Source organism: Bradyrhizobium sp. 87, assembly GCF_023073015.1.
Lineage (GTDB): Bacteria > Pseudomonadota > Alphaproteobacteria > Rhizobiales > Xanthobacteraceae > Bradyrhizobium > Bradyrhizobium canariense_D.
This window is the reverse complement of sequence record NZ_JADPIQ010000121.1, coordinates 21107-43879: the sequence shown is the minus strand read 5'-3', so window position 1 is coordinate 43879 and position 22773 is coordinate 21107. Positions and strand designations below refer to the sequence as shown.

At 60.9% G+C, this 22773-nt stretch carries 17 protein-coding genes; 9 read left to right on the top strand and 8 right to left on the bottom strand.

All coding sequences use genetic code 11. The annotated features are described in order from the left end of the window. Positions 1–46: 46 nt before the first annotated feature. From tssG to IVB50_RS30195, 7 genes are all read right to left on the bottom strand, one after another. A complete protein-coding gene (gene tssG, locus IVB50_RS30225; RefSeq protein ID WP_018457638.1) occupies positions 47–1111 on the bottom strand; it encodes a type VI secretion system baseplate subunit TssG in 1065 nt (354 codons plus the stop codon). After that, positions 1075–3042: a type VI secretion system baseplate subunit TssF gene (tssF, locus tag IVB50_RS30220; RefSeq protein ID WP_018457637.1), complete on the bottom strand. Its 1968-nt coding sequence runs from the start codon at positions 3040–3042 to the stop codon at positions 1075–1077. Before tssF ends, tssG begins: the two co-directional genes overlap by 37 nt. Position 3043: 1 nt before the next feature. Next, positions 3044–3592: a type VI secretion system baseplate subunit TssE gene (gene tssE, locus IVB50_RS30215; RefSeq protein ID WP_026233415.1), complete on the bottom strand. Its 549-nt coding sequence runs from the start codon at positions 3590–3592 to the stop codon at positions 3044–3046. A gap of 181 nt (positions 3593–3773) precedes the next feature. Continuing rightward, a complete protein-coding gene (locus tag IVB50_RS30210) occupies positions 3774–4259 on the bottom strand; it encodes a type VI secretion system tube protein Hcp (RefSeq protein ID WP_018457635.1) in 486 nt (161 codons plus the stop codon). Positions 4260–4308: 49 nt separating this feature from the next. Beyond that, positions 4309–5811 (bottom strand): type VI secretion system contractile sheath large subunit, encoded by a 1503-nt coding sequence (gene tssC / locus IVB50_RS30205; protein ID WP_018457634.1) that lies wholly within the window; start codon positions 5809–5811, stop codon positions 4309–4311. A 16-nt stretch (positions 5812–5827) separates the two neighbouring features. Further along, positions 5828–6355: a type VI secretion system contractile sheath small subunit gene (gene tssB, locus IVB50_RS30200; protein ID WP_026233414.1), complete on the bottom strand. Its 528-nt coding sequence runs from the start codon at positions 6353–6355 to the stop codon at positions 5828–5830. Positions 6356–6479: 124 nt separating this feature from the next. After that, on the bottom strand, positions 6480–7820 hold the full coding sequence (locus tag IVB50_RS30195; RefSeq protein WP_247298971.1) for a type VI secretion system ImpA family N-terminal domain-containing protein: 1341 nt from the start codon (positions 7818–7820) through the stop codon (positions 6480–6482). Positions 7821–8141: 321 nt separating this feature from the next. Here IVB50_RS30195 and tssI point away from each other — a divergent pair, with 321 nt between their 5' ends. From tssI to IVB50_RS30150, 9 genes are all read left to right on the top strand, one after another. Next, positions 8142–10010, top strand: a complete 1869-nt coding sequence (gene tssI, locus IVB50_RS30190; RefSeq protein WP_018457631.1) for a type VI secretion system tip protein TssI/VgrG — start codon at positions 8142–8144, stop codon at positions 10008–10010. A gap of 5 nt (positions 10011–10015) precedes the next feature. Further along, complete coding sequence (locus tag IVB50_RS30185) at positions 10016–10579, top strand: hypothetical protein (RefSeq protein ID WP_026233412.1); 564 nt, start codon at positions 10016–10018, stop codon at positions 10577–10579. 12 nt (positions 10580–10591) lie between these two features. After that, positions 10592–11962 carry a type VI secretion system-associated FHA domain protein TagH gene (gene tagH / locus IVB50_RS30180; RefSeq protein ID WP_018457629.1) on the top strand — a complete coding sequence of 457 codons (1371 nt, stop codon included), beginning with the start codon at positions 10592–10594 and terminating at the stop codon, positions 11960–11962. A 48-nt stretch (positions 11963–12010) separates the two neighbouring features. Beyond that, positions 12011–13348, top strand: a complete 1338-nt coding sequence (gene tssK, locus IVB50_RS30175) for a type VI secretion system baseplate subunit TssK (RefSeq protein ID WP_018457628.1) — start codon at positions 12011–12013, stop codon at positions 13346–13348. Positions 13349–13638: 290 nt separating this feature from the next. Next, a complete protein-coding gene (tssL, locus tag IVB50_RS30170; protein WP_256374429.1) occupies positions 13639–14871 on the top strand; it encodes a type VI secretion system protein TssL, long form in 1233 nt (410 codons plus the stop codon). A gap of 44 nt (positions 14872–14915) precedes the next feature. Next, the gene (tssM, locus tag IVB50_RS30165; RefSeq protein WP_018457626.1) at positions 14916–18446 is read left to right on the top strand and encodes a type VI secretion system membrane subunit TssM; all 3531 of its coding nucleotides are present in this window, start codon (positions 14916–14918) and stop codon (positions 18444–18446) included. Beyond that, on the top strand, positions 18443–19144 hold the full coding sequence (gene tagF, locus IVB50_RS30160; protein ID WP_018457625.1) for a type VI secretion system-associated protein TagF: 702 nt from the start codon (positions 18443–18445) through the stop codon (positions 19142–19144). The genes tssM and tagF overlap by 4 nt, the downstream gene beginning before the upstream one ends. Positions 19145–19150: 6 nt before the next feature. Next, positions 19151–19927: a protein phosphatase 2C domain-containing protein gene (locus IVB50_RS30155; RefSeq protein WP_018457624.1), complete on the top strand. Its 777-nt coding sequence runs from the start codon at positions 19151–19153 to the stop codon at positions 19925–19927. After that, positions 19924–21732 carry a serine/threonine-protein kinase gene (locus IVB50_RS30150; RefSeq protein WP_018457623.1) on the top strand — a complete coding sequence of 603 codons (1809 nt, stop codon included), beginning with the start codon at positions 19924–19926 and terminating at the stop codon, positions 21730–21732. The genes IVB50_RS30155 and IVB50_RS30150 overlap by 4 nt, the downstream gene beginning before the upstream one ends. Before the next feature lie 9 nt (positions 21733–21741). On the opposite strand, the gene IVB50_RS30145 is transcribed toward IVB50_RS30150, so the two are convergent. Then, a complete protein-coding gene (locus IVB50_RS30145) occupies positions 21742–22725 on the bottom strand; it encodes a DUF4424 domain-containing protein (RefSeq protein WP_018457622.1) in 984 nt (327 codons plus the stop codon). Positions 22726–22773: the final 48 nt, after the last annotated feature.

Below are 22773 nucleotides of genomic sequence, written 5' to 3'. Positions count from 1 at the left end.
TGGCTTCAAATTCCATAGCATTAGGCGATCAGCACTATGGATAGGTTCAAATCGCCGTGGCATTGGCTGCGGCGCTCCGGCGGGATCTCAATCGCTCCCCGAGCTGAAAGCGTGCATCGCGGCGATATTCTTCTGTGGAGGCCCAGTTCGGCGAGACCCAAGAAGTCCATCCAAGTCGACCACTTTGTCCGAGCCTGACCGGTACAACCTCTCCGGCAGGAATGGCGAGCTCTACCTCCCATTCCAATTCGTCGCCGACATAGAAGAAAACGGCGTCGGCCAGTGGCTCCGACAGGTTGGGTGTTTCGGTCGGCAGGAATTGTTCGTACTGAGCAAATGTTCTGACAAAGACCCGAACTCTGATCTTGTCCTCGACGCTGAACACGCGCGAGCCCAGAAGGGCGTCCTGACCGAGCCTCGCATGCGTTCCGCCGAGCCGGCTGCAGTGACTTGGGTCGAACGAGAGCCAAGTGCCGACGAATTCGTCGATCTCGACTTTGACCTCGAACAGTCCTTGCAGGAATCGCGTCAACCGTGATGCACACTTCGCCCTTGGCGCGACCAGTCCAGCGAAGCTGAGCTTCGCCATGTCCGGAACGGTATCGCGATCGGCGAAAACATCGGTGCCCAAGCCGGCGAAGGAGCCGACATAGGCAATGAAGCGATCGTCTGCCGGGCGGTCGTGCTGCGCGATCGGGCGCGCGTCGGCCCAGGCACGAAAGAAGAGTTGCAGGAAGCGCCCGTTAAACAGATCGAGAAAGCGCGGGAAAGCGTCATCCCGCATCAGCCACCAGCTGAGGCTTTCGTCGGTGGTGGCAATGGGCAGGGCGCCCTGCGGGCCCAGGAGGCCGAGAAATTTGACGAGTATCCTGAGCCGGCCACTCTGGTCGTCCACGGCCGCGAGATTCGAGGCGGGAAACTCCAGATAAGGCACTTGGCCGAGGTCGACATATTCGTCGCGGCGCGCGGCACTGTCACCGATCCGCGGTCGATCCGGGTTGGCGCGCTCGAACTGGCGTAACGTATGGAAGAAATCGAAACGCCAGGGCTCGGCCTTCATCTGGTCGATCAGGGTCATAGCGGTCTCCGCGTGCCCATGCGCGGCGGCCATCGCATGATCTCGCCGCGCTCCGGCGTCGAGATGACCGTCTGGGTGAAGGTGTTGAAGCCGGAATAGTCGGCAAAGAAGCGTTCCAGGATCGCCCCGAGCAAGAACACGCCGCTGCCCTCAAATGCCTTCTCGTCGAGTGTGACGATAATCTCCAAGCCACGTGCTGCGCCGCTGCCGGTGCGCTCACGCACGCGTCGCACGATGGGGCGGCTTTCTATGCTGCGCACGCCGCGGATCTTGCGTTCCGTGGCGTCGTCGAATTGGTCGGCGAACAAGGACAGCATCTCGCGCAGCGCTCCGGCGTTCTTGCCGCCACCGCGCTCGACGAGCCCAAGATAGTTGAGGCTGAGCATGTTGATGAGCCGCCAGCTGACAACGCCGCTGTTGACGATTTCGCTGCGGCTGCGCAATTGGGCCACCACCGGCTCGCGCGGCGGCGTCGGACCAGCGACGCACATCAGATCAAGAGATGTGTCGTCCAGCAAACGAAAATCGGCGCCGCCCTGGCCGACCGGCAAGTGCTCCGTGAGATGGCGATTGGAGCAGAGAGCCCGAACGCTCAGTTCGGCGACAGAGCCTTTGCCGCTCAATTCACCGGGCTCGAGCAGTGACAGGAACATGTCCGTCCCGGTGTAGTCTGAGGAGGCGCCGTATGTCTTTTCTTCCACTGTGCGGCGCCGCGGCAAGCGGCGCACAGTGAAATAAAGCCTGTCGGCCGACCCGCCGCTCCGGTCGACGGCGGCCGAATATAGCGGGCGCACGGGGCGCTTATCCTTCTCTGCCGGCAGGTGTGCGTAGACTTCGAGCACCTGGTGCGGTTCGTATTCCAGATAGCGGCTGCGATCTGGCACCACATGGTACTCGTGCGTATTCGACTTGACCGGAATACGATCACTCGTCTTCTCGAACAGATTGATCGCCGGCGCGGTATAGAGCCTGAACGTCTCGGGGCGCACCGAGGCGGCCAATCGTGAACTGTGTTCATCGAATGCGAAGACAATATCGATCGATTTGCTGCGCAGCCGTGACATCACGCCGCGAAGTCCGGTGAGGGTAATGCCGAGGAACTTGCGTGGAAACATGAAATATTCACGCAGCAATTCCGAGCCACGAAAGATCCGGTTATCGTTAGGAAATAGAGACTCATTCTCGTCGAAACCAATTTGCTGCACGCTGTCATGGGGGGCACGAGTCACCACCGGATCGCCAAAGTCGTCGAGATGCCGGAAGTAGACCCCCCTGCAATTCGAGATCAACTGCTCGTAAAGCGCGATGGCGTCGGATTCCGCACCGGACAGGTAGATCGGAAGCTCGCTCACGCGGCAGCCTGCGAACCACGTTTCCGGCTTGGTCCGAGCCTCCGCGTCCGGCGGCTCGTCCTCGAGCCGGGCCGCACTACGATGGGTCAACGATAGCCTCAGCCCCGCGATGACGTCACTGTCGATCGGGATACCAAGCGCCTGCAGAGCGCCCGCCGTCGAGAAATACTCGGCGCTTGTGACGTCAAATGGCCAGAGCACGATGTCGCGGCAAAGTCGAAACCGGCAGGAAAGACTTCGCTCTCTCTCACGATAGGTCGCGTCGAAATAGGCGCCGCGCGCGATCTTCCTGCCGTCACGCAGCGCCGGGTCGGCATAGGGTGGCCGTGCGGTCACCAGCATGGCCGAAGGTGTCGGCGCAAGATAGTTCGGTACCAGTTGCTCGAGCAGGTTTGCAGTGAATTCCGGGAACTCGTGCTTGAGCTTGAGTTGAACGCGGGCGGCAAGAAAGGCAGCGCCTTCCAGCAGTCCCGTGATCATCGGGTCCGAGCGGTCTCGGATCAGGCCGCCGAGGCGCTCTGCGATACCTGGATATTCTTCGGCGAAATCTCCCGCCTGCTCGTACAGCAATGACAGTTCACGATTGTAGAAATCGAGGAATTCGCGATTCATGCTAAAGTCGATTGATCTGGATGTCGCCGCTGTCGAGATCGACGTCGGCGACAAATTCCACGGGGACGTTGAGCGGCTCAGCTTTGAGGTCGGCGTGAACGATGAAGCGCAGCTTCAGCTGCTCAGGGCCGACCGAGCCGTCGCGACGAACCCGAATCGTCTTGCGGTCGAGTCTGGGTTCGTAGGTCGCTAGCGTCTCGCGCAACGCGTCGGTGAGTTCGTCGTCCGTAACCTCGTCGATCGAGCGGTGGGCGATATCGGGGAAGCCGTAGTTCAAGATCGATCTCCGGACGCAATCCCGGTCGCTCAGATCCAAAGTCGATTCCAGAGCAATGGTATTGAGAAGGGCTTCAAGGTCATGAGAGATTTCCCGCCGCAACAGCGTTTCCGAGATGGGAAAGCGGCCGGCGCTACGCCGTCCGGCAATGACCCGTTCACCGAATTCATCGCGCAAATTGAGCTTCTTGCGCGCATCGCGAGCTTCATGAGCCAAGCGAAAGGCCAGCATTAGCGGGGGAGAGAGACGATCCCTCTTTGGAGTAATGGTCATTTACCTTCCCCAAGATGCCGGGCCCGCTATGCCCTTTCGCGGAGCATCAGCTGGTCTCCAGGATGGTTGTCGCCTCGGCAGGCGGTCGTGCTCGTAACCGCTCCCGCCGAGACGTCAACGCAATCGCACCGTGCGGCGCCGGCTCAGCTAATCGCAACCAACGCCAAGCAGAAGCCGACGATCAGGCCCATTCCTTGTTGGCGGGAACGTCCCAGCCAAACACCGGCGCCGCTCCAGCGCCGCCTTTTTCCGTCTGGGTCTTGTACGTCATCTTGACCTTGGCGAAATTCAGACTCACGTTTTCAGTGAGGCGATCTTCGCCGTGCGATCCGCCCGTCGATACACTCGTGACCAGAATGTGCTTCATCTCGATCTTGAGATACTCCAGCGGATTTTCACCCGCCTTGCGCACCGTGAGGATCGCCGTATCGATGTGCTTGCCGTTCGCACAGACTTTGAAAAGCTCCGGCGTGGCCTTGTCGACGAAGTGCGTGAAGTGCAGGTCCTGGATGCTGACCTTACCGGCACCGCCGCCCGAACCGCTGTGGAAAGTGCCTGACTGGCTCTCGCCGAAAGACCAGCTCAAAATATCGATTTCGTCCTTGTGCTTGTCGTCCAGCGACTCGCCCTTAATCGGATCGAGTTTCAGGAAAATGTCGACAGCCATAGCATAGTCCTTTCAAATTTCTGCATGTTACGGTTGCGATGCTGCGGCGTCAGGAGCCGGGGCCGGGAAGGCGCGAAACCAGACTGAGGCCGACGTCCATCGCCTCCAACTGAAAGTGTGGACGAAGAAAGAAGCGCGCGTTGTAATATCCCGGGTTCTCCTCGTTTGCTATGACCTCTACCTTCGCAGCGGCCAGCGGCTTGCGCGCCTTCTGAGCTTCTGACGACAGGGCTGGATTGGCATCAACGTACTCGTTGATCCAGGTCTGCAGCCAGACCGTCAGCTCATCCTTCTCCTTCATGGATCCGATCTTGTCGCGAACCATGCACTTCAGATAGTGCGCAAAGCGAGACACAGCGAACATGTAGGGCAGTCGTGACGACAGGTTATCAGAGGCGGTGGCATCCACGCCTTTCTCGCCGAAATACTTCTTCGGCTTGTAGAGCGACTGAGCGCCGATGAACGCCGCCTTGTCGGTGTTCTTGCGATGGATCAGCGGGATGAGGCCCGCCTTCGCAAGTTCGTGCTCACGGCGATCGCTGATGGCGATCTCGGTCGGGCATTTCAGGTCGACGCCGCCGTCATCGGTCGGGAACGTGTGCGTCGGCAGGTTGATAACTTCACCGCCGGACTGCACACCGCGGATGCGCGTGCACCAGCCAAACTCCTTGAAGGCGCGGTTGATGTTGACGGCCATTGCGTAGGCGGCGTTGATCCAGCCGTATTTGTCGCCGGTGTGTCCGTCCGTCTCCTCTTCGAAGGCGAACTCTTCCACGGGCTCCGATTTCGCGCCGTAGGGGAGGCGGCCGAGCGCGCGCGGCATGCACAGGCCGAGATAGCGCGAGTCGTCCTGATCGCGCAGTCCCTTCCATGCGGCATATTCCGGCGTGTCGAACACCTTGCCGATGTCCCGAGGGTTGGACAGCTCGGTCCAAGAGTCCATTCCCATCAGCGTCGGCTCGGCGCCGCTGAAGAAGGGGGCGTGTGCGGCGCCTGCGATCTTGCTGAGATCGCGGAGCAGTTGCACATCGGTGGGGAGGTGACTGAAATAATAGTCGCCGATCAGGCAGCCGAAAGGCTCGCCACCCAGCTGGCCGAATTCATACTCATAGATCTGCTTGAAAAGGGGGCTCTGGTCCCAGCGTGCATCGGGATAAAGCCGCAGATTTCGATACAGCTCGTTCTTTGAGACGTTCATCACCCGGATTTTCAGGTTGGCGTCGGTCTCGGAATTGAAGACGAGGTAGTGGAGACCGCGCCACGCACTTTCGATTGCCTGGAACTCAGGTGTATGAAGAATCTCGTTCATTTGCGCGGTCAGCTTCTGGTCGATCCGCGCGATCATCTCCTCGATGGTGTCGAGGACGTCCGACTTTATGACGCTTGTGTCCTTCAACGCCTCTTGAACGAGCGTGGATACGGCGTTTTCGACTTCGGTCGCTGCACGTTCAGTGCGCGGTTTGAAGCTTTGCTTTAGCAGGCTGGCAAACTCATCAGCTTCGACGGTTTTGACTTGGGTAGGGCTCTCTGTGTGAACAGCTTCTTTTGCCATGGTCCCCATTCCTTCCTTAGCTCTCGGTGCCAGGTTCGCTCGACTGGCTTGTCGCGCGTTCCCGCAGCGCTGCCATCAGTTGAGGATCGGCGAGAAGTTTTTTCAGCTGGTCCTCGGCGGCCACCTTGCCGTCCATGTAGCGCAGCAGGTTGGCGAGTTGTTCGCGTGCCTCGAGCAGCTTGGCGGTGGCCGGCACCTGGCGGGCGACTGCCACCGGAGTGAAGTCTGCCATCTTGTTGAAGCGCAAGTTGACCGAGATCTTTTCGTCGGAACCATCGCTGAGGCGATTGGCGACGCGCGCCGTCACGCCGGGCTGGATTGCGGCCATGCGGTTGTCGAAATTGTCCATATCGAACTCGAGGAACTTACGCTCCTCGACCTTCGACTTCTCGATGCCGGGGTTATTGCCGGAGAGGTCGGAGAGGACGCCCATGACGAACGGCAGCTCGATCAGCCGCTCGGCGTCGTAAGGATCCTCGTATGTTATGTGCACGCGTGGTGCGCGGTTTCGTCGAATGAATTTTTGACCGCTGTCAGTAGCCATGGTTCCCCTCCCTGCGAAATCGCATCAGAAGCCAAATTGCACGACGCAGATTGACTAAGGCGTCTCAACTTGCGGTCGGCAAAACATTCTTATGTCCAGTTAGTGCCTTCGAGAGAAAGGTGGTTCAATACGATTTGTCGATTGTCTTGAGAGCGCCCTCAGGAAGGACATCATTCAGAAGGCTGAGGAAATCCCGCTGTGCGAGGTCGCGCGCGCGATCGACCAAAAAGGGGATCGGGCTGGACGGCTCCGCGGTTCGGAAAAACGACGCCACCTTCGTCAGCAGACCCAAGGCCTGCGCTCTATTTTCCACCGAAATAACAATATCTTGGGCGCTCTCATCCGTCGTTGATGAGAGCGGGGTCGCGAGCTCCGCCATCCGTTCGATCGGCAGGTCGAAGACTTTGTCCCGTCCGATGTTGATGGCAGCGCTCTCCACGTGGGACGGCACCAGCATCCGCATCACTTCAATAAATGATTTGCCGACCATCTCCTGCGCTTGACGTACCAGCAACAGCGCCGGGTTGGATGGTTCCATTCGGGCAAAATAGGCGGCCGCTGCGCCGAGCGCTGCGGACGCCTGTGCAGATGAAGCAAACATCGTGGTTGCGTCCAACTGCACCTGCGTATCGACGGGACCGGCATCTTCCGCAGTTGCGGCAATCGCCACCGGATCACGCAACGCGACAAGACCCGCAAGCCAGGCAGCCATGCCGTCAACCAAGCCGGAGAGCCTGTCGAGGCTGATAGGTTGCCCCGAATTCATCTTCTCACGCCAGGTCGCCTTGATACCTGCGATTTCAGCAGCGACCGCGGAGCACCGCGCGCTGATTGCCTTGAGAGTATCGAGATCCGTCTCGCTGACGATGCGCTCGATGGTCGCGAGATCGAGCCCGTCGGCGTCGGCATCGCCGGCGGGAATTTCGCCTTGCGCGATTTGATAGGCACGGTAGTTGAGGTTGCCGTGTCTGCGGTTCTCGATCAGGGGGAGGAACTGGAGCGGGTTGATCACGGTCGGAAACACGTCGATTGCTTCGACCGTGACGGCCCGAAGCGCGTAGTCGCCGTTCTCGCCCCTCGGATGTACTGCTTCCCACTGCTCGCGCAGCAGCAAGTTGGTCGCCCTCAGGCAGTTAAGAAAGCCGTCGAGATCGCGGTTGAGGATTGAAAACTTCGCGAGCAGCAGGTTTAGGCGCAGATCGCGGGTACGCGCCAGGAGGGGCTGTGCAGCGGCAAATTGGCCGGCAAAATCGACTGCCTTTGGATCGAAGCGTCCACGCTCCCCATTGGCATTGACGACCTCGAAGAACGACATTGGCAGCAGGGATTCCGCACCTGCGAAGAAGTTCAGATATTGGACGTCTCCGATGGCGTCGAGATCCGGTCCGCAGGGATCGTCAGCGGTAATGGGCAGCGTCAGGGAGGCGACATCAAGCATGCGAGGATCGTCCATCTGCTCGGTCACGGCCCCGCTGCCGAGCCGTGACGACTAAGGGATCGCGCGGGGCGCATGATCCGATTCTATACCTATGGGTCAGATGCCTGCTGATCTTGGTTCATTCCCGAAGATCATGCCATTTTCCCGTGAACCGGCAAGCTCTTGGAGCCGACTACTTGATGGCCGGGGTGGTTCTTTGGACGGCTGTCGTGAAACGTCAGGAGGCCAGCCCCGGGGCGGACTTGCCGGCACTGCCAATTGGCGGGGCAGGATTTCCGCGGATCTTGCATACGTCTGATCAGCTCTTTGCAGCGGGTCATTCGATCGAAGGAGGGAGTTTAAGCCCACATGGGCCAGCTTACTCAGGATACCCGCCTCTGCGAACTCAAGACGCCTCTTGGCAAGGACGTTCTGGTTTTTGCCGGATTCGAGGGCTCGGAAGGTCTCAGCGAACTGTTCGAGTATCGCATAGAGTGTCTCAGTGAGGATGCCGACCTCGACTTCGACCGAGCCATCGGTCAGCAATGCACGCTGACCATAAAGCTGCATGAAAAGGAGCGCGAGTTCAGTGGCATTCTGACGGAGGCCCAGTGGCTCGGGGTAAGGAACGACTATTTCAGCTACCGGATCGTGCTGAGGCCCTGGTTTTGGCTGTTGTCGCGGACCACCGATTGCCGGATCTTTCAGGACAAGAAAGCGCCCGACATCATCAAGGAGGTGTTCAACGAACGCGGCTTCACCGATTATGAATCCAAACTGACCGAAGAGGGGTCCTGTCCGAAGCTCGAATATTGCGTTCAGTACCGCGAGACTGACATGAATTTCGTGTGCCGGCTGATGGAACAGCACGGCATCTACTACTTCTTCAAACACGAGGGCGGCAAACATACGCTGGTGTTGGCGGATTCCAAATCGTCGCATAGCCCGATCAACGGTCTTGCTACGATTCCCTATATCCCGTTAACGGGGGCCGATCGTCGAGGCGAGCAGCATATCTACGAATGGGTCTCGGAGCGCCGGTTTCGAACCGGCAAGATCGAGCTTAACGACTACAACTATCAAAAGCCCAACGCGCAGATGATCAGCGACGCCAAGGGCTCCGAGCACTACACCCGGTCGGAGATGGAGTTTTACGACTATCCAGGGAAGTTCAAGGAAAAATCCGACGGCGAGCGCTACGCGAAGATCCAGCTCCAGGCCGAGCAGGCAATGGACCGAAGGCGCCGCGGCAACGGCGACGCCGTCAACCTGTTTCCCGGTGGGTTAACGAAGCTTGAAAAGCACTCCAAGGATTCGCAGAACGTGGAATATCTCGTGGTGCGAGCCACGCACTCGTTCTCGATCGAATCTTATCGCACCGGAGGTCCGAGCGACGCCGGGCAACACGTCTATTTCGGCAGCTACGAGTTTCTGCCGAGCGATCGGCCGTTTCGAGCGCCAATGACGACGCCGAAGCCAAGGATCAATGGCATCCAGACTGCCAAGGTAGTGACCAAAGACGACAATTCGAGCGAGGAAATCGACGTCGAGTCGCTCGGCGAAATCTATGTCCGCTTTTTCTGGGATCGCAAGAAGAAGCGGTCGTGCCGGCTGCGCGTCGCCCAGGTTTGGTCCGGCAAGCGCTGGGGCGGTCAGATCATTCCGCGTGTCGGACAGGAAGTCGTTGTCGAGTTCCTGGAAGGGGATCCGGACCGGCCCCTGGTGATTGGCACCGTGTACAACGACGAATACAAGCTGCCTTACGATCTGCCGTCGAAAAAGACGATTGGCGGCTTGAAGTCGGACTCCACCAAAGGTGGCGGCGGCTTCAACGAGTGGAGCTTCGAGGACAAGAAGGGGTCCGAGAAGATCACGGTGCATGCCGAGAAGGACCATGACGTGACGGTCCGGGACACCGAGACACGGACCATCGGCGAAGCTGCATTCGGCGGCGATACCCGCAAGACCACGCTCAAGAAAGGCAATGACAAACTCGATATCGAATTGGGCGGTCAACACATCACGCTGGCCATGGACCAGTCTGTCAATGCGGGCATCAGCATCACGCTCACGGCCAGCGCCAATATCACCCTGCAGGTTGGTCCCAGCCAGATTATCCTGACCCCGGCGGGCATCGTCATCAACGCGCCGACGATCGCCATGACAGCGCAGGCCGGCATGGCGCTTGCTGCCGGCGGTCCGCTGGTCGCTCACGGCACTCCAACTCTTGTCGGCTGACGATCATGGGGCAGGTTCGATTCGGAACGGTACAGGATCTGTTTCAGGCCTATCCGTTGGCGCGCTATGATGTCGGCAGAGCCGACGCTGACAAGCCTTCGCTGGATTTCCTTCAGGAGGCCGCCGACGCGTGCAATTGGCACCCGGCCGTGTCTTATTGTGCATACCTACTTCCAAGGCGTGTGGCAATTGGCTGGGGATGTCGCTCTCTGCGGCGGATGTTCGATCATTTCGATGCCAGCGATAGCAGGTCGCTCAATATTGTGGAGACCTGGGTCCGGCAACCGGACGAGCAGTCCCGGAACAAGGCGCTGGCTGTCGGCAATGCCAACGATCCTGAGCAGCCGGCAACGTGGCTGGCGCTGGCGGCCGGCTGGTCCGGCGGAAGCGTGGTTCCCCCGGAATTTGCGCCCGTGGAAGCCAAGCCAGATCAGGCCGCACGGGCGGTGCGTACAGCACTGCTGATTGGCCTCTGCCGGCTCCCCCGTGACTTCCGGGACCAGATAATGACGTCGTGCCTGGAGGATGGTATTCAATTGGCACGCGGCGAACCGCGCCCTCCGCGCTAACGAGACGATGTGATGGTGCTTCGCTTTAATATCGAGAACGAACCGAATCTTCCGGACGGCGGACCTGTGACGTTTACGGTCACCGGCAGGCGTTCGGTCGATATTGGCCGGGACCGACACCTCGACTGGACGCTGCCGGATCCGGCGCGGACTATTTCCGGAAAGCATTGCGAGGTGCACTTTCGCGACGGTGGCTATTGGCTGCACGACGTCTCGACCAACGGCACCTTTCTCAATGGTGCCGACCAGCGCATGCGGGGGCCGCACCGCTTGCGCGACGGCGATCGGCTCACGATCGGCCACTACATCATCGGAGTTTCGCTGGAGGATGAGGCTGGCGGGCGTATCCCAAATCAAGCGGCGCAACTGCACGAACCCTCGGTCCAGCAGCATGCGGATTACGGAGAGCTTTGGACGGCCGATCGTGACGTTCCGCCGCCGATCGATCCGCAACTGTTGAAGAAGCCACGCGAGGCGGCGCGGCCCGTCAATCCGGGGTTCCTTGATTGGGCAGCGAGCGTGCCGGCGCCGGGTGTAGACCCATTTCGATGGTCATCGCCGACGTCTACGTCCCAACCGTCCGTGCAGGACGATGACATGAACTGGGCAGCCGGTCCGGTCACCGCGCCGAAACCGCAAGTCGAGCGCCCGCAAGCCATCCCGACTCCACGCCGGCCGTCGGTTTGGATCGATGATGAACCAGTCGCTGCCCAGCCGCCAACATCGCCATCGCACCCGCAGGTCGAGACGGCGCAAGCAGCAGACGAGCGACCTGTCGCGGCCAAGCCAGTCGGTGGTACCGAGTTCGCGCGACTGGTGGCGCGCGCTGCGGGATTGCCGGAGAATTTCTTCGCCAGCAAGTCCGATGCCGAACTCGCCGAACAGCTTGGCATCATCTTGCGTATGACCGTGGACAATCTGATGGCGCTGCTGCAAGCGCGAACCCAAGCCAAGCAGCTGACCCGTAGCACCAGCCAGACCACCGTCCAAGCCCTCGAAAATAATCCGCTGAAATTCTCGCCGACCTCGGAGGAAGCGATGCGCATTCTCTTTGGGCCGCCGACACGCAGCTATCTCGATGCACAGCGCGCCTTTGCACAGGGCTTCAGTGATCTCAAGTCACATCAGTTGAGAACCTATATGGCGATGCAGCACGCTGTCCATGAGCTGATTGCGGGCATAGATCCGACGCTGATGGCGCGCGAGCTCGAGCTTCAGCGTGGCGCAAGCTCCTGGCTCGGCACGAACAAGGGCAAACTCTGGGACGAGTTCTTGACGCGCTGGAAAGCGCATCTTGGCCGCGACAACAACGCCCCGATCGAAACCTTTATGTTGCTTTTCTCGAACTATTACGACCGCGGTGATAAGCCCGGCTCAAAGTAAACTCTCGGCGACCACGAGGTTGCCTACAATTTCTAAGTGGATATAGGAATGTCTTGGTACAGCAAGGTCTTCTGGTCGGAAGGTTTGTTTCTGCGGCCGCATCATCTGCAGCAGAACGACCGCTACATCGAACACTTGCTGGAAAAGCGCGTTCGCTACACGACACCATACCCTTGGGGCTTTGCCGAGCTAGAGATCGATAGGGATCTTACCGAACAGAGCAAATTCGCGGTGCGCAGTGCGTCCGGCCTCATGCCGGACGGTACGCCGTTCGATATCCCTGCGGACAGCCCAATACCCGAATCGATCGAAGTGCCGGAGACGGCTGCAGGCCAGATCGTCTGGCTGATGATGCCGGTCGCGGCGCCAAACACCCGCGAGGTCGACGAGGACCGCACTGACAGCGCCAGTCGTTATGTTCGCACTTCGGAAACCTTCATCGACTCGACCTCGGCGCTCCGCATCGAGGAAGAGATCGACATCGCTTATCCGCGCCTGTCTTTCGAACTGCGCAAGACGAGCAAGCCCGGATACATGGGCCTGGGCATCGCGCGCATTCTGGAGGTGCGCGACAAGAACATCCTGTTCGACGACAAGTTCGTGCCGCCGATGCTGGTCTGCGCCGCGCATCCGATCATCGATGGCTGGCTCAACCGCATCATCGGCTGGGTTGAGACTAAACTCGACGAGTTGGCGCGTTACGCCGTCGATCCATCATCCGGTGGTGGGTTGCAGAGCGTCGACTATCTGGTCCTGCAAGTGCTGAACCGTACCATTCCCGTGCTGACTCATTTCCAGCGCTCCGGCAGCGTTCACCCGGAGCGCCTGTACGAGGAATTGCTGAGGTTCGCGGGTGAACTTGCGACGTTTTCCACGGCGGAACGGCGGGCGCGCAACTATCCGGCGTACAATCACGACGATCTCGAGAACGTCTTCACACCCTTGGTGAGCGACATCCAGGACTTCTTGAGCGCGCGGCTGGGTCGGCGGGCGATCCGCCTGGAGATCATCGAGCGCGCACAGAATGCGTTCGTATCGCCGATCCGCGATCGAGCGCTATTCCGAAATGCGACCCTGGTGCTGGAAGTTGCCGCACGGCGGCCGCTTGTGGAGATCCAGAACGATTTCCCGCACCTGTTCAAGGTCGGGCCGAACACAAAGATGAACGAGATCGTGCACGCAAACCTGCCGGGCCTCACGTTGGCGCATTTGCCGACGCCGCCGCCGCATATCCGGGCCATCACGGATCACGTCTATTTCTATCTCGACCGCAAGTCACCGCTGTGGCCCGAGTTCAGTACGGCTGCGTCGATCGGAATGCATTTTTCCGGCGACTGGCCCGAGCTTGAGCTGTATCTTTGGGCTATCCTGGAAGACAGGCCATGAGCGACAAGGACAAGCCGGTCAATCCTTTCGGGCGGGGCGAACGGACGATCATCCGTCCCAACCCCGGCGGAAAGTTGCCGCCGGCGCCGATCTCTCAACCTCCGCCGGGCGGCGGGCCCGCAGCACGCCCAGCCTATTCGCCATCACCCGTACCCTCTCCCGGCACGCCGGCCCCACCACCATCCTTTTCGCCCGTTCCACAGGGCTCGAACTACGCCTCCGCGCCGGCCAGCCATCCAGCCGAGGAATGGATCTCGACACCCGCGCAAGGCCAGGTGCCGCAACCCTTGATGCCGCCAGGGCCGCCGTTGCGCGTTGACGATCTGGTCGCGCCAAATGCCAATCCGGTGATGCGCGCTGCGGGCCCGTTGCTGCAACTGCTCGGTCGGTTGCGTGTGGCGCTCATGCGAGCGTCATTCGCCAGCCTGATGGAGCAGGTCGCAGACGCGATCAAATTCTTTGAGAAGGACATCCGTTCAGCGGGCATTTCCGAGCACCAGGCCAACACAGCAAAATACATCCTGTGTGCCACTGCTGACGATATCGTGCAGCACATCCCAACCGAAGAGCGTCACGTCTGGACGCAATATTCGATGCTGAGCCGGTTCTTCGGCGAGCGTGTCGGCGGCGTCCGATTCTTTGAGATCCTCGACCATTTGAAGGTTGATCCACTGGTCAACTATCCGGTCCTCGAACTTCAGCACGCCTGCCTTGCGCTTGGTTTTCAGGGCATCCACCGGACGTCAGGGGGCGGACTTGCGAACCTGCAACTGATCCAGCGCAACCTCTATGAATTGCTGCGCCGGGTCAGACCGAAAACGATGAGCGACCTGTCGCCCAACTGGCGCGGGCAGGCGCTGGCGGGGCGCCGGCAGCGTCTGCGTGTTCCGGTCTGGCTCGTGGCAGCCGTGGTCGCCGCGCTGCTGACCGGGTCCTATTTCGTTCTGCGGACGCTCCTCGCTGGACGGGCAGAGAATGCTGCTGAGGTGGCGCTCGCGCTCCATCCGGCCGGTCCGATCGAACTCAAGCGTCAGGTCGTTGCACCACCCCCACCGCCGCCGCCTCCGCCGCCGCCGGATCGCATTACCCAGTTGCAACGCATCCGCAATGCGCTCGCGAAGGAGAACACCGCCTGCGCCATGACGGCGGACCAGACCCCCAGCTTCATCGTGATCAGGGTCTGCGACCTGGCCTTGTTTGCGTCGGGCCAAGCGACCATCCTCGACGGCTTTAAGCCGATCGCTCTCCGCGTCGCAGCAACCCTCGACAAGGAGCCGGGACGGATCCGGGTCGTCGGCCATACTGACAGTTCGCCGATCCGCACAGTCCGCTTCCCGACCAATTTCGAGTTGTCGGTCGAGCGCGCCAAGGCGGTTGCCGCGGCACTGAAACCTGGCTTGAACGATGGTTCGCGCGTCGACGTCGAGGGCAAAGGAGCAGATGCGCCGATTGCCAGCAACACAACGCCCGAGGGACGTGCCAAGAACCGGCGCGTCGAGATCTTTATCGAACGCAGCGAATAGGCACACACCGCCGGATCAGGTGGTTTTGCGACGGGTACGGTTAGATGCTTGCCAAGGACATTCTTCGCATCGTTCTCTACGGGGTCGGGCTCAGCTCGCTGGGAGCGGTGATCTATTTCGCCGGTCCCTTCATCGCATTCGGCGATTGGCGGCCGCTGGAGAACCATATCGTCCGGCAGATCGCTATTCTGCTGCTCACCACGGCCGTGGCAGGCATCGTTGGCCTCAATCTGTTCAAGCGGCGCAAGGGTGCCAAGGAGATTGCCGATGGTATCGCTGGTGCAGACCAGCCCGTCAGCGATGAACCAGTGCTCAAGGAGCGCATGAAGGATGCGCTCGCGACGCTGAAGACCGCCAGCGGCAACAAGTCGGGCTATCTCTACGATCTCCCCTGGTACGTCATCATCGGTCCGCCCGGCGCCGGCAAGACGACGGCGCTTGTCAATTCCGGGCTCAAATTTCCGCTCGCGCGCGGGGCAACGCCCGCGGCGATCGCAGGGGTCGGCGGTACCCGCTACTGCGATTGGTGGTTTACAGAGGAGGCGGTGCTGATCGATACCGCCGGCCGCTACACCACCCAGGACTCCAACAGCAAGGCCGACAAGGACAGCTGGCTGGCGTTCCTGGACATCCTGAAGAAAAGCCGGTCGCGCCAACCGATCAACGGCGTTATTGTCGCCATCAGTATCGAAGACATCCTGACGCTGCCGAAGCAGGAGCTCGCACTTCATGCCGATGCCATCAGGATGCGCCTGCTCGAGCTGCATCAGAGACTCAAGGTCAGCTTCCCAGTCTACGCGCTATTTACCAAAGCGGATCTCGTTGCCGGCTTCACCGAGTATTTCGCCTATCTCGGGGAGGCCGGCCGCCGTCAAGTCTGGGGTGCCACGTTCCAGACCGCCGACAAGACCCAGAATCTGGTTGGGCAGATCCCGTTCGAGTTCGACCGTCTGCTGGAGCGCCTGAGCGAAGAGACGCTCGACCGTCTGCAGGACGAGCCGACGCCCCAGCACCGCGTGCAATTGTTCGGTTTTCCGGCACAGATGGCGCGGCTCAAGCCTCAGATCCACGATTTCCTCAACCTGATCTTCGAGCCGACGCGCTATCACGTGAACGCGAACCTGCGCGGATTCTACTTTACTTCGGGTACGCAGCAGGGCACGCCGATCGATCAATTGATCGGGTCGCTGGCGCGCACGTTCGGCGCTGAGGAAGTCGGTTCCGGATCCTATTCGGGCACGGGCAAGAGCTTCTTCCTTGCCGATCTGATTTCCAAGGTCATCATCGGCGAGGCCGACTGGGTCTCGACTGACCGTGCCGCGGTGCGCCGCGCGCTGGTCCTGAAGACCGCAGCCCTGTCATTGATCGGTCTGGTCTCGATCGGGCTGATCGCAGCTTGGCTGGTGAGCTACAAGCGGAACGCCGATTTGATCGAGCAAAGCCTGCAGGCGGATAGCGAGTATGCAACCGCCGGCGCGGCACTTATCAAGCAGGCATTGATTGCCGATCATGATCTCGACAAGGTGCTGCCGCTACTCTACCGGCTTCGCAACGCCCCGGCGGGCTACGGATCGCGCGGCGAACCGGTGCCTCTGTCGGCTCGCTACGGGCTCAGTCAGCGCGCCCGGCTGCTGTCGCCCTCGAAAGCGGCCTATCACACCGCGCTTGAACGCATGTTCCGACCGCGCCTGCTGTATCGCCTGGAAGAGCAGCTCAATGCGCGCATAAACGAGCCTGCCTTCGTCTATGAGGCGCTCAAGGTCTATCTGATGATCGGTGGCCTGCAGTCGCCGGATCGCGAGTTGATCCGCTCCTGGATGCAACGTGACTGGGCGGATAATCTCTATCCTGGCGCCACCAACGCAGAAGGGCGGCGTCTGCTCGACGAGAACCTCGTGGCAATGTTCGACCTCGAGACCGAACAGCCGCCCTTGGTCGAACTCGACGGCCGGTTGATCAAGCAGGCCCAGAACTCCTTGGCGCGCCTGAGCGTGTCGCAACGAGCGTACGAGTTTCTGAAATCGGAGGCTCGCGCGTCGATCGCCGGCGACTGGATCGCCAGCCGCCATGGCGGACCCGACATGGGTGTCGTGTTCGAAACCACGACCGGGCAGCCTTTGGACGCCGTGCGGGTACCTGAGTTCTTCACGTATAACGGCTTCCATCAGAAGTTCGTCGCCCGGCTGTCCGGATTGTCTGAGCGGATGAAGCGGGAGCGATGGGTTTTGGGGGATGCCGGCCAGCAGTCGGCCATCAACCAGCAGTACGACAATCTGGCCGGCGATCTGCTCAGCATCTATTCAAACGATTTCGTGACGACCTGGCGAACGGCGCTCGGGAGCCTGCGCCTGAAGAAGCTGCTCGCCGACAAACCGAAATATGAGGTGCTTCGGGCGCTTTCGGCGCCGACCTCGCCGATGCGGCAAATTCTGGAGTCGGTGCGCGACGAGACGGTGCTGACCAAGGAACGGGCGAAGAGCGCTTCGGCGCCAGCTGCCGCATCGGCGCCAGCACTCTTCACGAATGCTCAGGATGGACCGCCTGGCACGATGATCGAAGCACAGTTCAAGCCTTACCACGCAGCGCTCGAAGGCGAGAGCACCCGCCGGCCAATCGACTCGACCGTCGCGAACCTGAACGACATCGCGCAGAACCTGACACTGATCATCGAGAATCCCCAACTGACCGCACAGGCCACAGCTGCGCTCCAGAACCAGGTCGCAGCGCTCCGCAACAACGCCTCGCGCATGCCGCCGCCATTCTCCGATATGTTGCGAGCAGCAGCCGCGGAGTTCGAAGGTAGCATCGCGGCTTCAACCGCCGGACAAATCCTGCAAACGTTGCGCGATCAGGTCACGCCGGTCTGCCAACAGACCGTGACTAACCGCTACCCGTTTATCCGCGGCAGCGGCCAGGAAGTTCCGCTCGCGGATTTTGCCAAATTGTTCAGTCCGAATGGCGTTATGGACAGGTTCTTCACCCAGTACCTGGCACCTTATGCCGACACGTCGCGGTCGGACTGGGCTTGGCGAAAGGAGAGCCCCGTTGGTCGGTCGTTCTCGCCCGAGACGCTCAAACAATTCCAGAACGCGGCTTATATCCGGGATGCGTTCTTCCAGACGGGCGGCGGTGTGCCCGCCGTTTCATTCGCGATCCGACCCCCTGGGGCACCGGGACCAGGCGTGACAGTTAAGACCGAGATCGGTGGCACCACAATTGCGAGCCCAACCATTCCCGGATCGGCCCCTCCGTCCTTGTTCGGCGGGCCGCAACCTACGCCACCGCCACCGCCGCAGACCAACTCGCCGACTACTATCCTATGGCCGGGCCCAGCGCCGCGAACGGCAATTTCAGTCAGTAACGATACCGGCCCGCCATCCGTGCTTGAGCGCATTGGTCCCTGGTCGTTGTTTCGGATGTTGGAGGCGGGCTCGTTAGTGGTGAAAGCGGAAACCGCCAGCGCGAGTTTCATCGTCGCCGGGCGCGAGCTCAACTATCAAATTTCGACCGGATCGTTGCGCAACCCGCTGAACCTGTCAGTGCTGCGCGAGTTTCGTTGCCCGACCGGGATATGACCATGCGTTGCGGGATATTCGGCAAAATCGGTGCGAAGCGCGATTTCATCGCGATCGCGACCCCGCGCAGCTTCCTGGAAGCCTGGGAGCCGTGGGTACAGGCTGCGCTGTCAGCAAGTCGCCACCAGCTTGGCCCAGGATGGCAACAGGCCTTTCTGACCGCGCCGGTCTGGCGGTTTTGGCTCGGCGCCGCGATCTGCGGCACGACAGTGGCGGGTGCGATCATGCCCTCGCTCGATGGGGTGGGGCGATACTATCCCTTGACCCTGCATGCGGTGACCGGCGAGGCCGTCTCGCTGCCGCCGCCGAGCATTGATCCGCAGGACGAATGGTTCGGGCAAGTGGAGGCGTTCCTGCTTTCGACCCTGGATCGGGCCGCAACCTTCGAGCAGATCTCCGATGCATTGGATCGGCTTTCGGTGCCACGACTGCAGGAGACCATCACCGGCGATCCGCCGGTCACGTCGCTTGGTACTGCGGCAATGGGGAGGGCTTCGGCGGTCGAAGCCTTCGCGGCGTCGTTTGCAGCACTTTGCGCTGCCAACCCACAGGTCTACGCCGCGGCTAGCTTCTGGTGGACCGCCGGAGGAGAAGGCTTCCCGCCAATGGCGCTGAGTTGTCGCGGATTGCCAGATCCGTTTCACTACGTCACGCTGCTGACCGGTGATCTCGGACCCGCGGCATCCGGGAATGGATGACGCGCGATGGTGCATATTCCGTCCTTGTTCGATGTTGGCAGCGTCACCCATGCCGGACGCGTGCGGGAGCGGAACGAGGATTCATGTTTGGTACGAACCGACGTTGGTCTGTGGGCGGTCGCCGACGGCATGGGGGGGCACGAGGCCGGTGATCTCGCCAGTCGCATCGTAGTGCAGTCGCTCGACGCTATCGCCACACCAGAATCAGCCGCAGACCTGCTGGCGGAATGCGAGGAGCGGCTTTTCAGCGCAAACCAGCAGATACTGGCGCTTAGTCATGAACGACAGGGTGCCACCGTCGGGACCACAGCGGCGGTTCTGCTCGTTCGCGATAACTACTATGCCTGCATATGGGCGGGTGACAGCCGGGTCTACCTTATTAGTCGCGGCGCAATTCGCCAGGTCTCGCATGATCACAGCGAACTGGAGGAGCTGATCGCAAAAGGTGCGCTGTCGCGCGAAGACGTGAATGATTGGCCGAGCAATGCCATTACGCGTGCCGTCGGTGTCGCCGATGATCCGGAATTCGAGGTGGTGACAGGCCCGGCCGAGCCAGAAGATATCTTCGTGATCTGCAGCGATGGCCTGACCAGGCACGTGCAGGACGACGAGATCCTGCAGCACGCGGCTACGCGACGCGCCCAGGCGGCTTGCGATGACATGCTCGCGCTGGCTCTTGATCGTGGCGGGCTTGACAATTTGACGATTGTGATCGTGCGACTACTGACGGCACGATCTCAGGGGACGACAAGATCTCCGCTCAATCGGGAGCCGCAACCATGAGTCCGAGCGATCCGTTCCGATCGTCCTATCACGGCGTGCCGCCCGGCACCCGTCTCAATGGCATTTACGAGGTCGAAGCGGTGATCGGCGCGGGCGGCATGGGTGAGGTCTACAAATGCCGTGAGATCCAGACTGGATCGCCTATTGCGGTGAAAATGCTACTGCCCGACGTGGTTGATAACGAGGCCGCGCTCGCGCTGTTCCGTCGAGAGGCGGCGGCACTCCACAATCTTCCGCACGACGCGATCGTTCGCTACTTCCTGTTTACCGTCGAGCCGGTGCTGCAGCGACCTTATCTCGCGATGGAGTTCGTGAATGGCCGCTCGCTCTCGAACATGCTCGATGATGGGCCGTTGACCTTCGAGGCGCTGATCAGGCTGAGGCAGCGTGTCGCATTGGGACTGGAGGCCGCACATGAGCACGGCATCATCCATCGCGACGTGTCTCCGGACAACATCATCATTCCGCTCGACGACGTCAGTCGGGCCAAGATCATCGACTTCGGCATCGCTCGGTCGACCCAAATGGGCGACAAAACCATCATCGGCTCGGGCTTCGCCGGCAAGGACAACTACGCATCGCCGGAGCAAGTAGGGTTGTACGGCAATGACGTGACTGCGAAATCCGATGTCTACAGCCTCGGTCTTGTGCTGTTCCATGCGCTGACCGGACAGAAACTCGACATGGGCGGCAGCCAATTTCAACTGGTGGAGAAGCGCCGGCGTGTGCCCGATCTCGGTGGTGTGGATATGCGCATCCGACCTTTGCTGGAGCGGATGCTGCAGCCTGATCCGGCATTGCGCCCCACTATGGGGGAGGTCGCCAGCTGGACGCCAACCGGTTCCGCCCAGACGCCGGCCGCGCCGTTATATGGCTTCGATCCGCTGCGGCGGCCGGAAAGCGCGTCGCCGGCGCCGCAGGACAGGATGCCGGAGATCGCGCGGAGTCCGCGCCGCCTCTGGCTGGGGGCGGGCGCCGCGGCATTGTTGCTGCTGGTCGGCGGTGGTGGATATGCCTTCTACAAGCTGGTTTGGTCAGCGCCAGGCACCGCGGTCTTGTCGCCACCCCCGAAACTCGCCGGAGCAATGGCGCCGCCGAAGGTCGAGCCCGCTGGACCACAGCCCGGACGCCAAGAGCCGGAGAAGTTGCCCGCGCAGCCGACGGCGACGCAGTCTCCGGCACTCGATGGGCCAGGGCGCGCCGAGCGCATCCGCAAATACGTGGCCCAATATTCCGGCGGTGACTGCTTCTTCGTGTTGCCGATTGCCGTGAGCCCAAATGCCGCTGTCATCGAAGGGTTCGGTGCCTCGACCGTCCCATTCGACACGTTCGACAAAGCGTTTCGGCGTGAGCAGGGTTTCGAGGCTTCGATCGGCGTCAGGCAAGTGACCCAGGCGCAATGCCCAGCCGTCAAGTTCTTGAGTCAGGTCGGGAGCGATCAGGCGCGAATGCCACGCATCACCTTGTCAGCGACAGAGCTGAAGGGCGGTGAAACCCTCAATGGGACCATCGAGAACTTTGCCAACCGCGTGGTGGAGCTCCTGATGGTATCTGATCGCGGCGATGTTCAGAGCCTGTCTTATCTTCTGAAGCCGGGCATCGACTCACTTTCGTTTACGCTCCCGACAGCGCGCGCGAGCGGTCCGCAACTGCTATTGGTCGTGGCGGTCCCGCAGGTTCTCGACTCGTTGCGCCAGCCGCGACCGATCGCCGCCGACACGTTCTTCCTGCAGGCGCTAAGCGAGGCTCAGCGCAATAAGATGACTGTCATCGCGGCCGTGCGCTACGTGCTGCTCACCAATTGACCGGCACGCTCAGAATGTTCCGATCACCAGGATTTTCAGGTCGGCATCCGGCTTGAAGTCGCTTGCCGTATATTCAAGCGTGTTTCCAGTAGCGGACGATGCCTTTAGCCGCCCAGGACAGAAGCTCACCAAGCGGTCGCTGCCGCCTGGGTCGATAGTCAGCTTGAATGACCGGATCGGCCCAGCCCAATTCGCGCCGGTCTTGAGCACGTACGATATGCGCCGCTCCTGGAGATTTGCGCCGTTGGTCTGGTTATTGCCCGTGCGCTTGTCGAGCTCGGCAAGGAACGTATCCTGGATGCAGTATTCTTTCCGGTAACGCGCAACTTCCTGACCGAGTGCGCTGCTGCGGCGCAGGCTCGAGCGCAGAATGGTGTCAGGACTGGAGCCGACGCTCGGCCGGTACTGGTGTTCGACCGTGACGCTGCGCACGGGCGGAAACAACTGCTGGCGCACAGCCGAGGTCTTGACGGTCCACCCCGGCGCATATTGCTGGCGACCGTTGTCGCTCATTCCGGCAGGCATCAGAAGTCCGTCGTCCACAAGCCGGGTCCGGGTCGCCGCGGGCAGGTCGGTCACCCGGATCTCGCGGCCACCAATCGGCAGCAGCGGCAACTTGAGTTCGCGGAGCAGGGCACTGACATCCCTGTTGCCAACCATGGCGCGCTGATCGACGGTCAGCGGCGCCGGGTTGCCATCGACCTTGGTCTCGAATTCGACGAAGTTGATCGGATCACTTGACGGCAATGCAACATTCTCAGCCTCCGACAGGTCGATGTCGGGCAGCGGAAAGGCAACATTAAGCGTGACCGGCTTGGCGGTGAGGTTCGCGAATTGGTAGCGAACGCTGATTCTGTCGAGCGTGATACGAAGGTTCTCGCTCTCCATGGCCACGTCATTGGTGCGTACGAACTGGAGCCCACCGATCGACAATTCCGCAGCCGAGTCGTTGGCGCGTGCCGGCCAGCCTGTCGCAACGAGCAGCGCGACCATCAGGGCCGGTATAAGGAACGACAGTCGGGCGGAGGGTCCGTTCGGCAA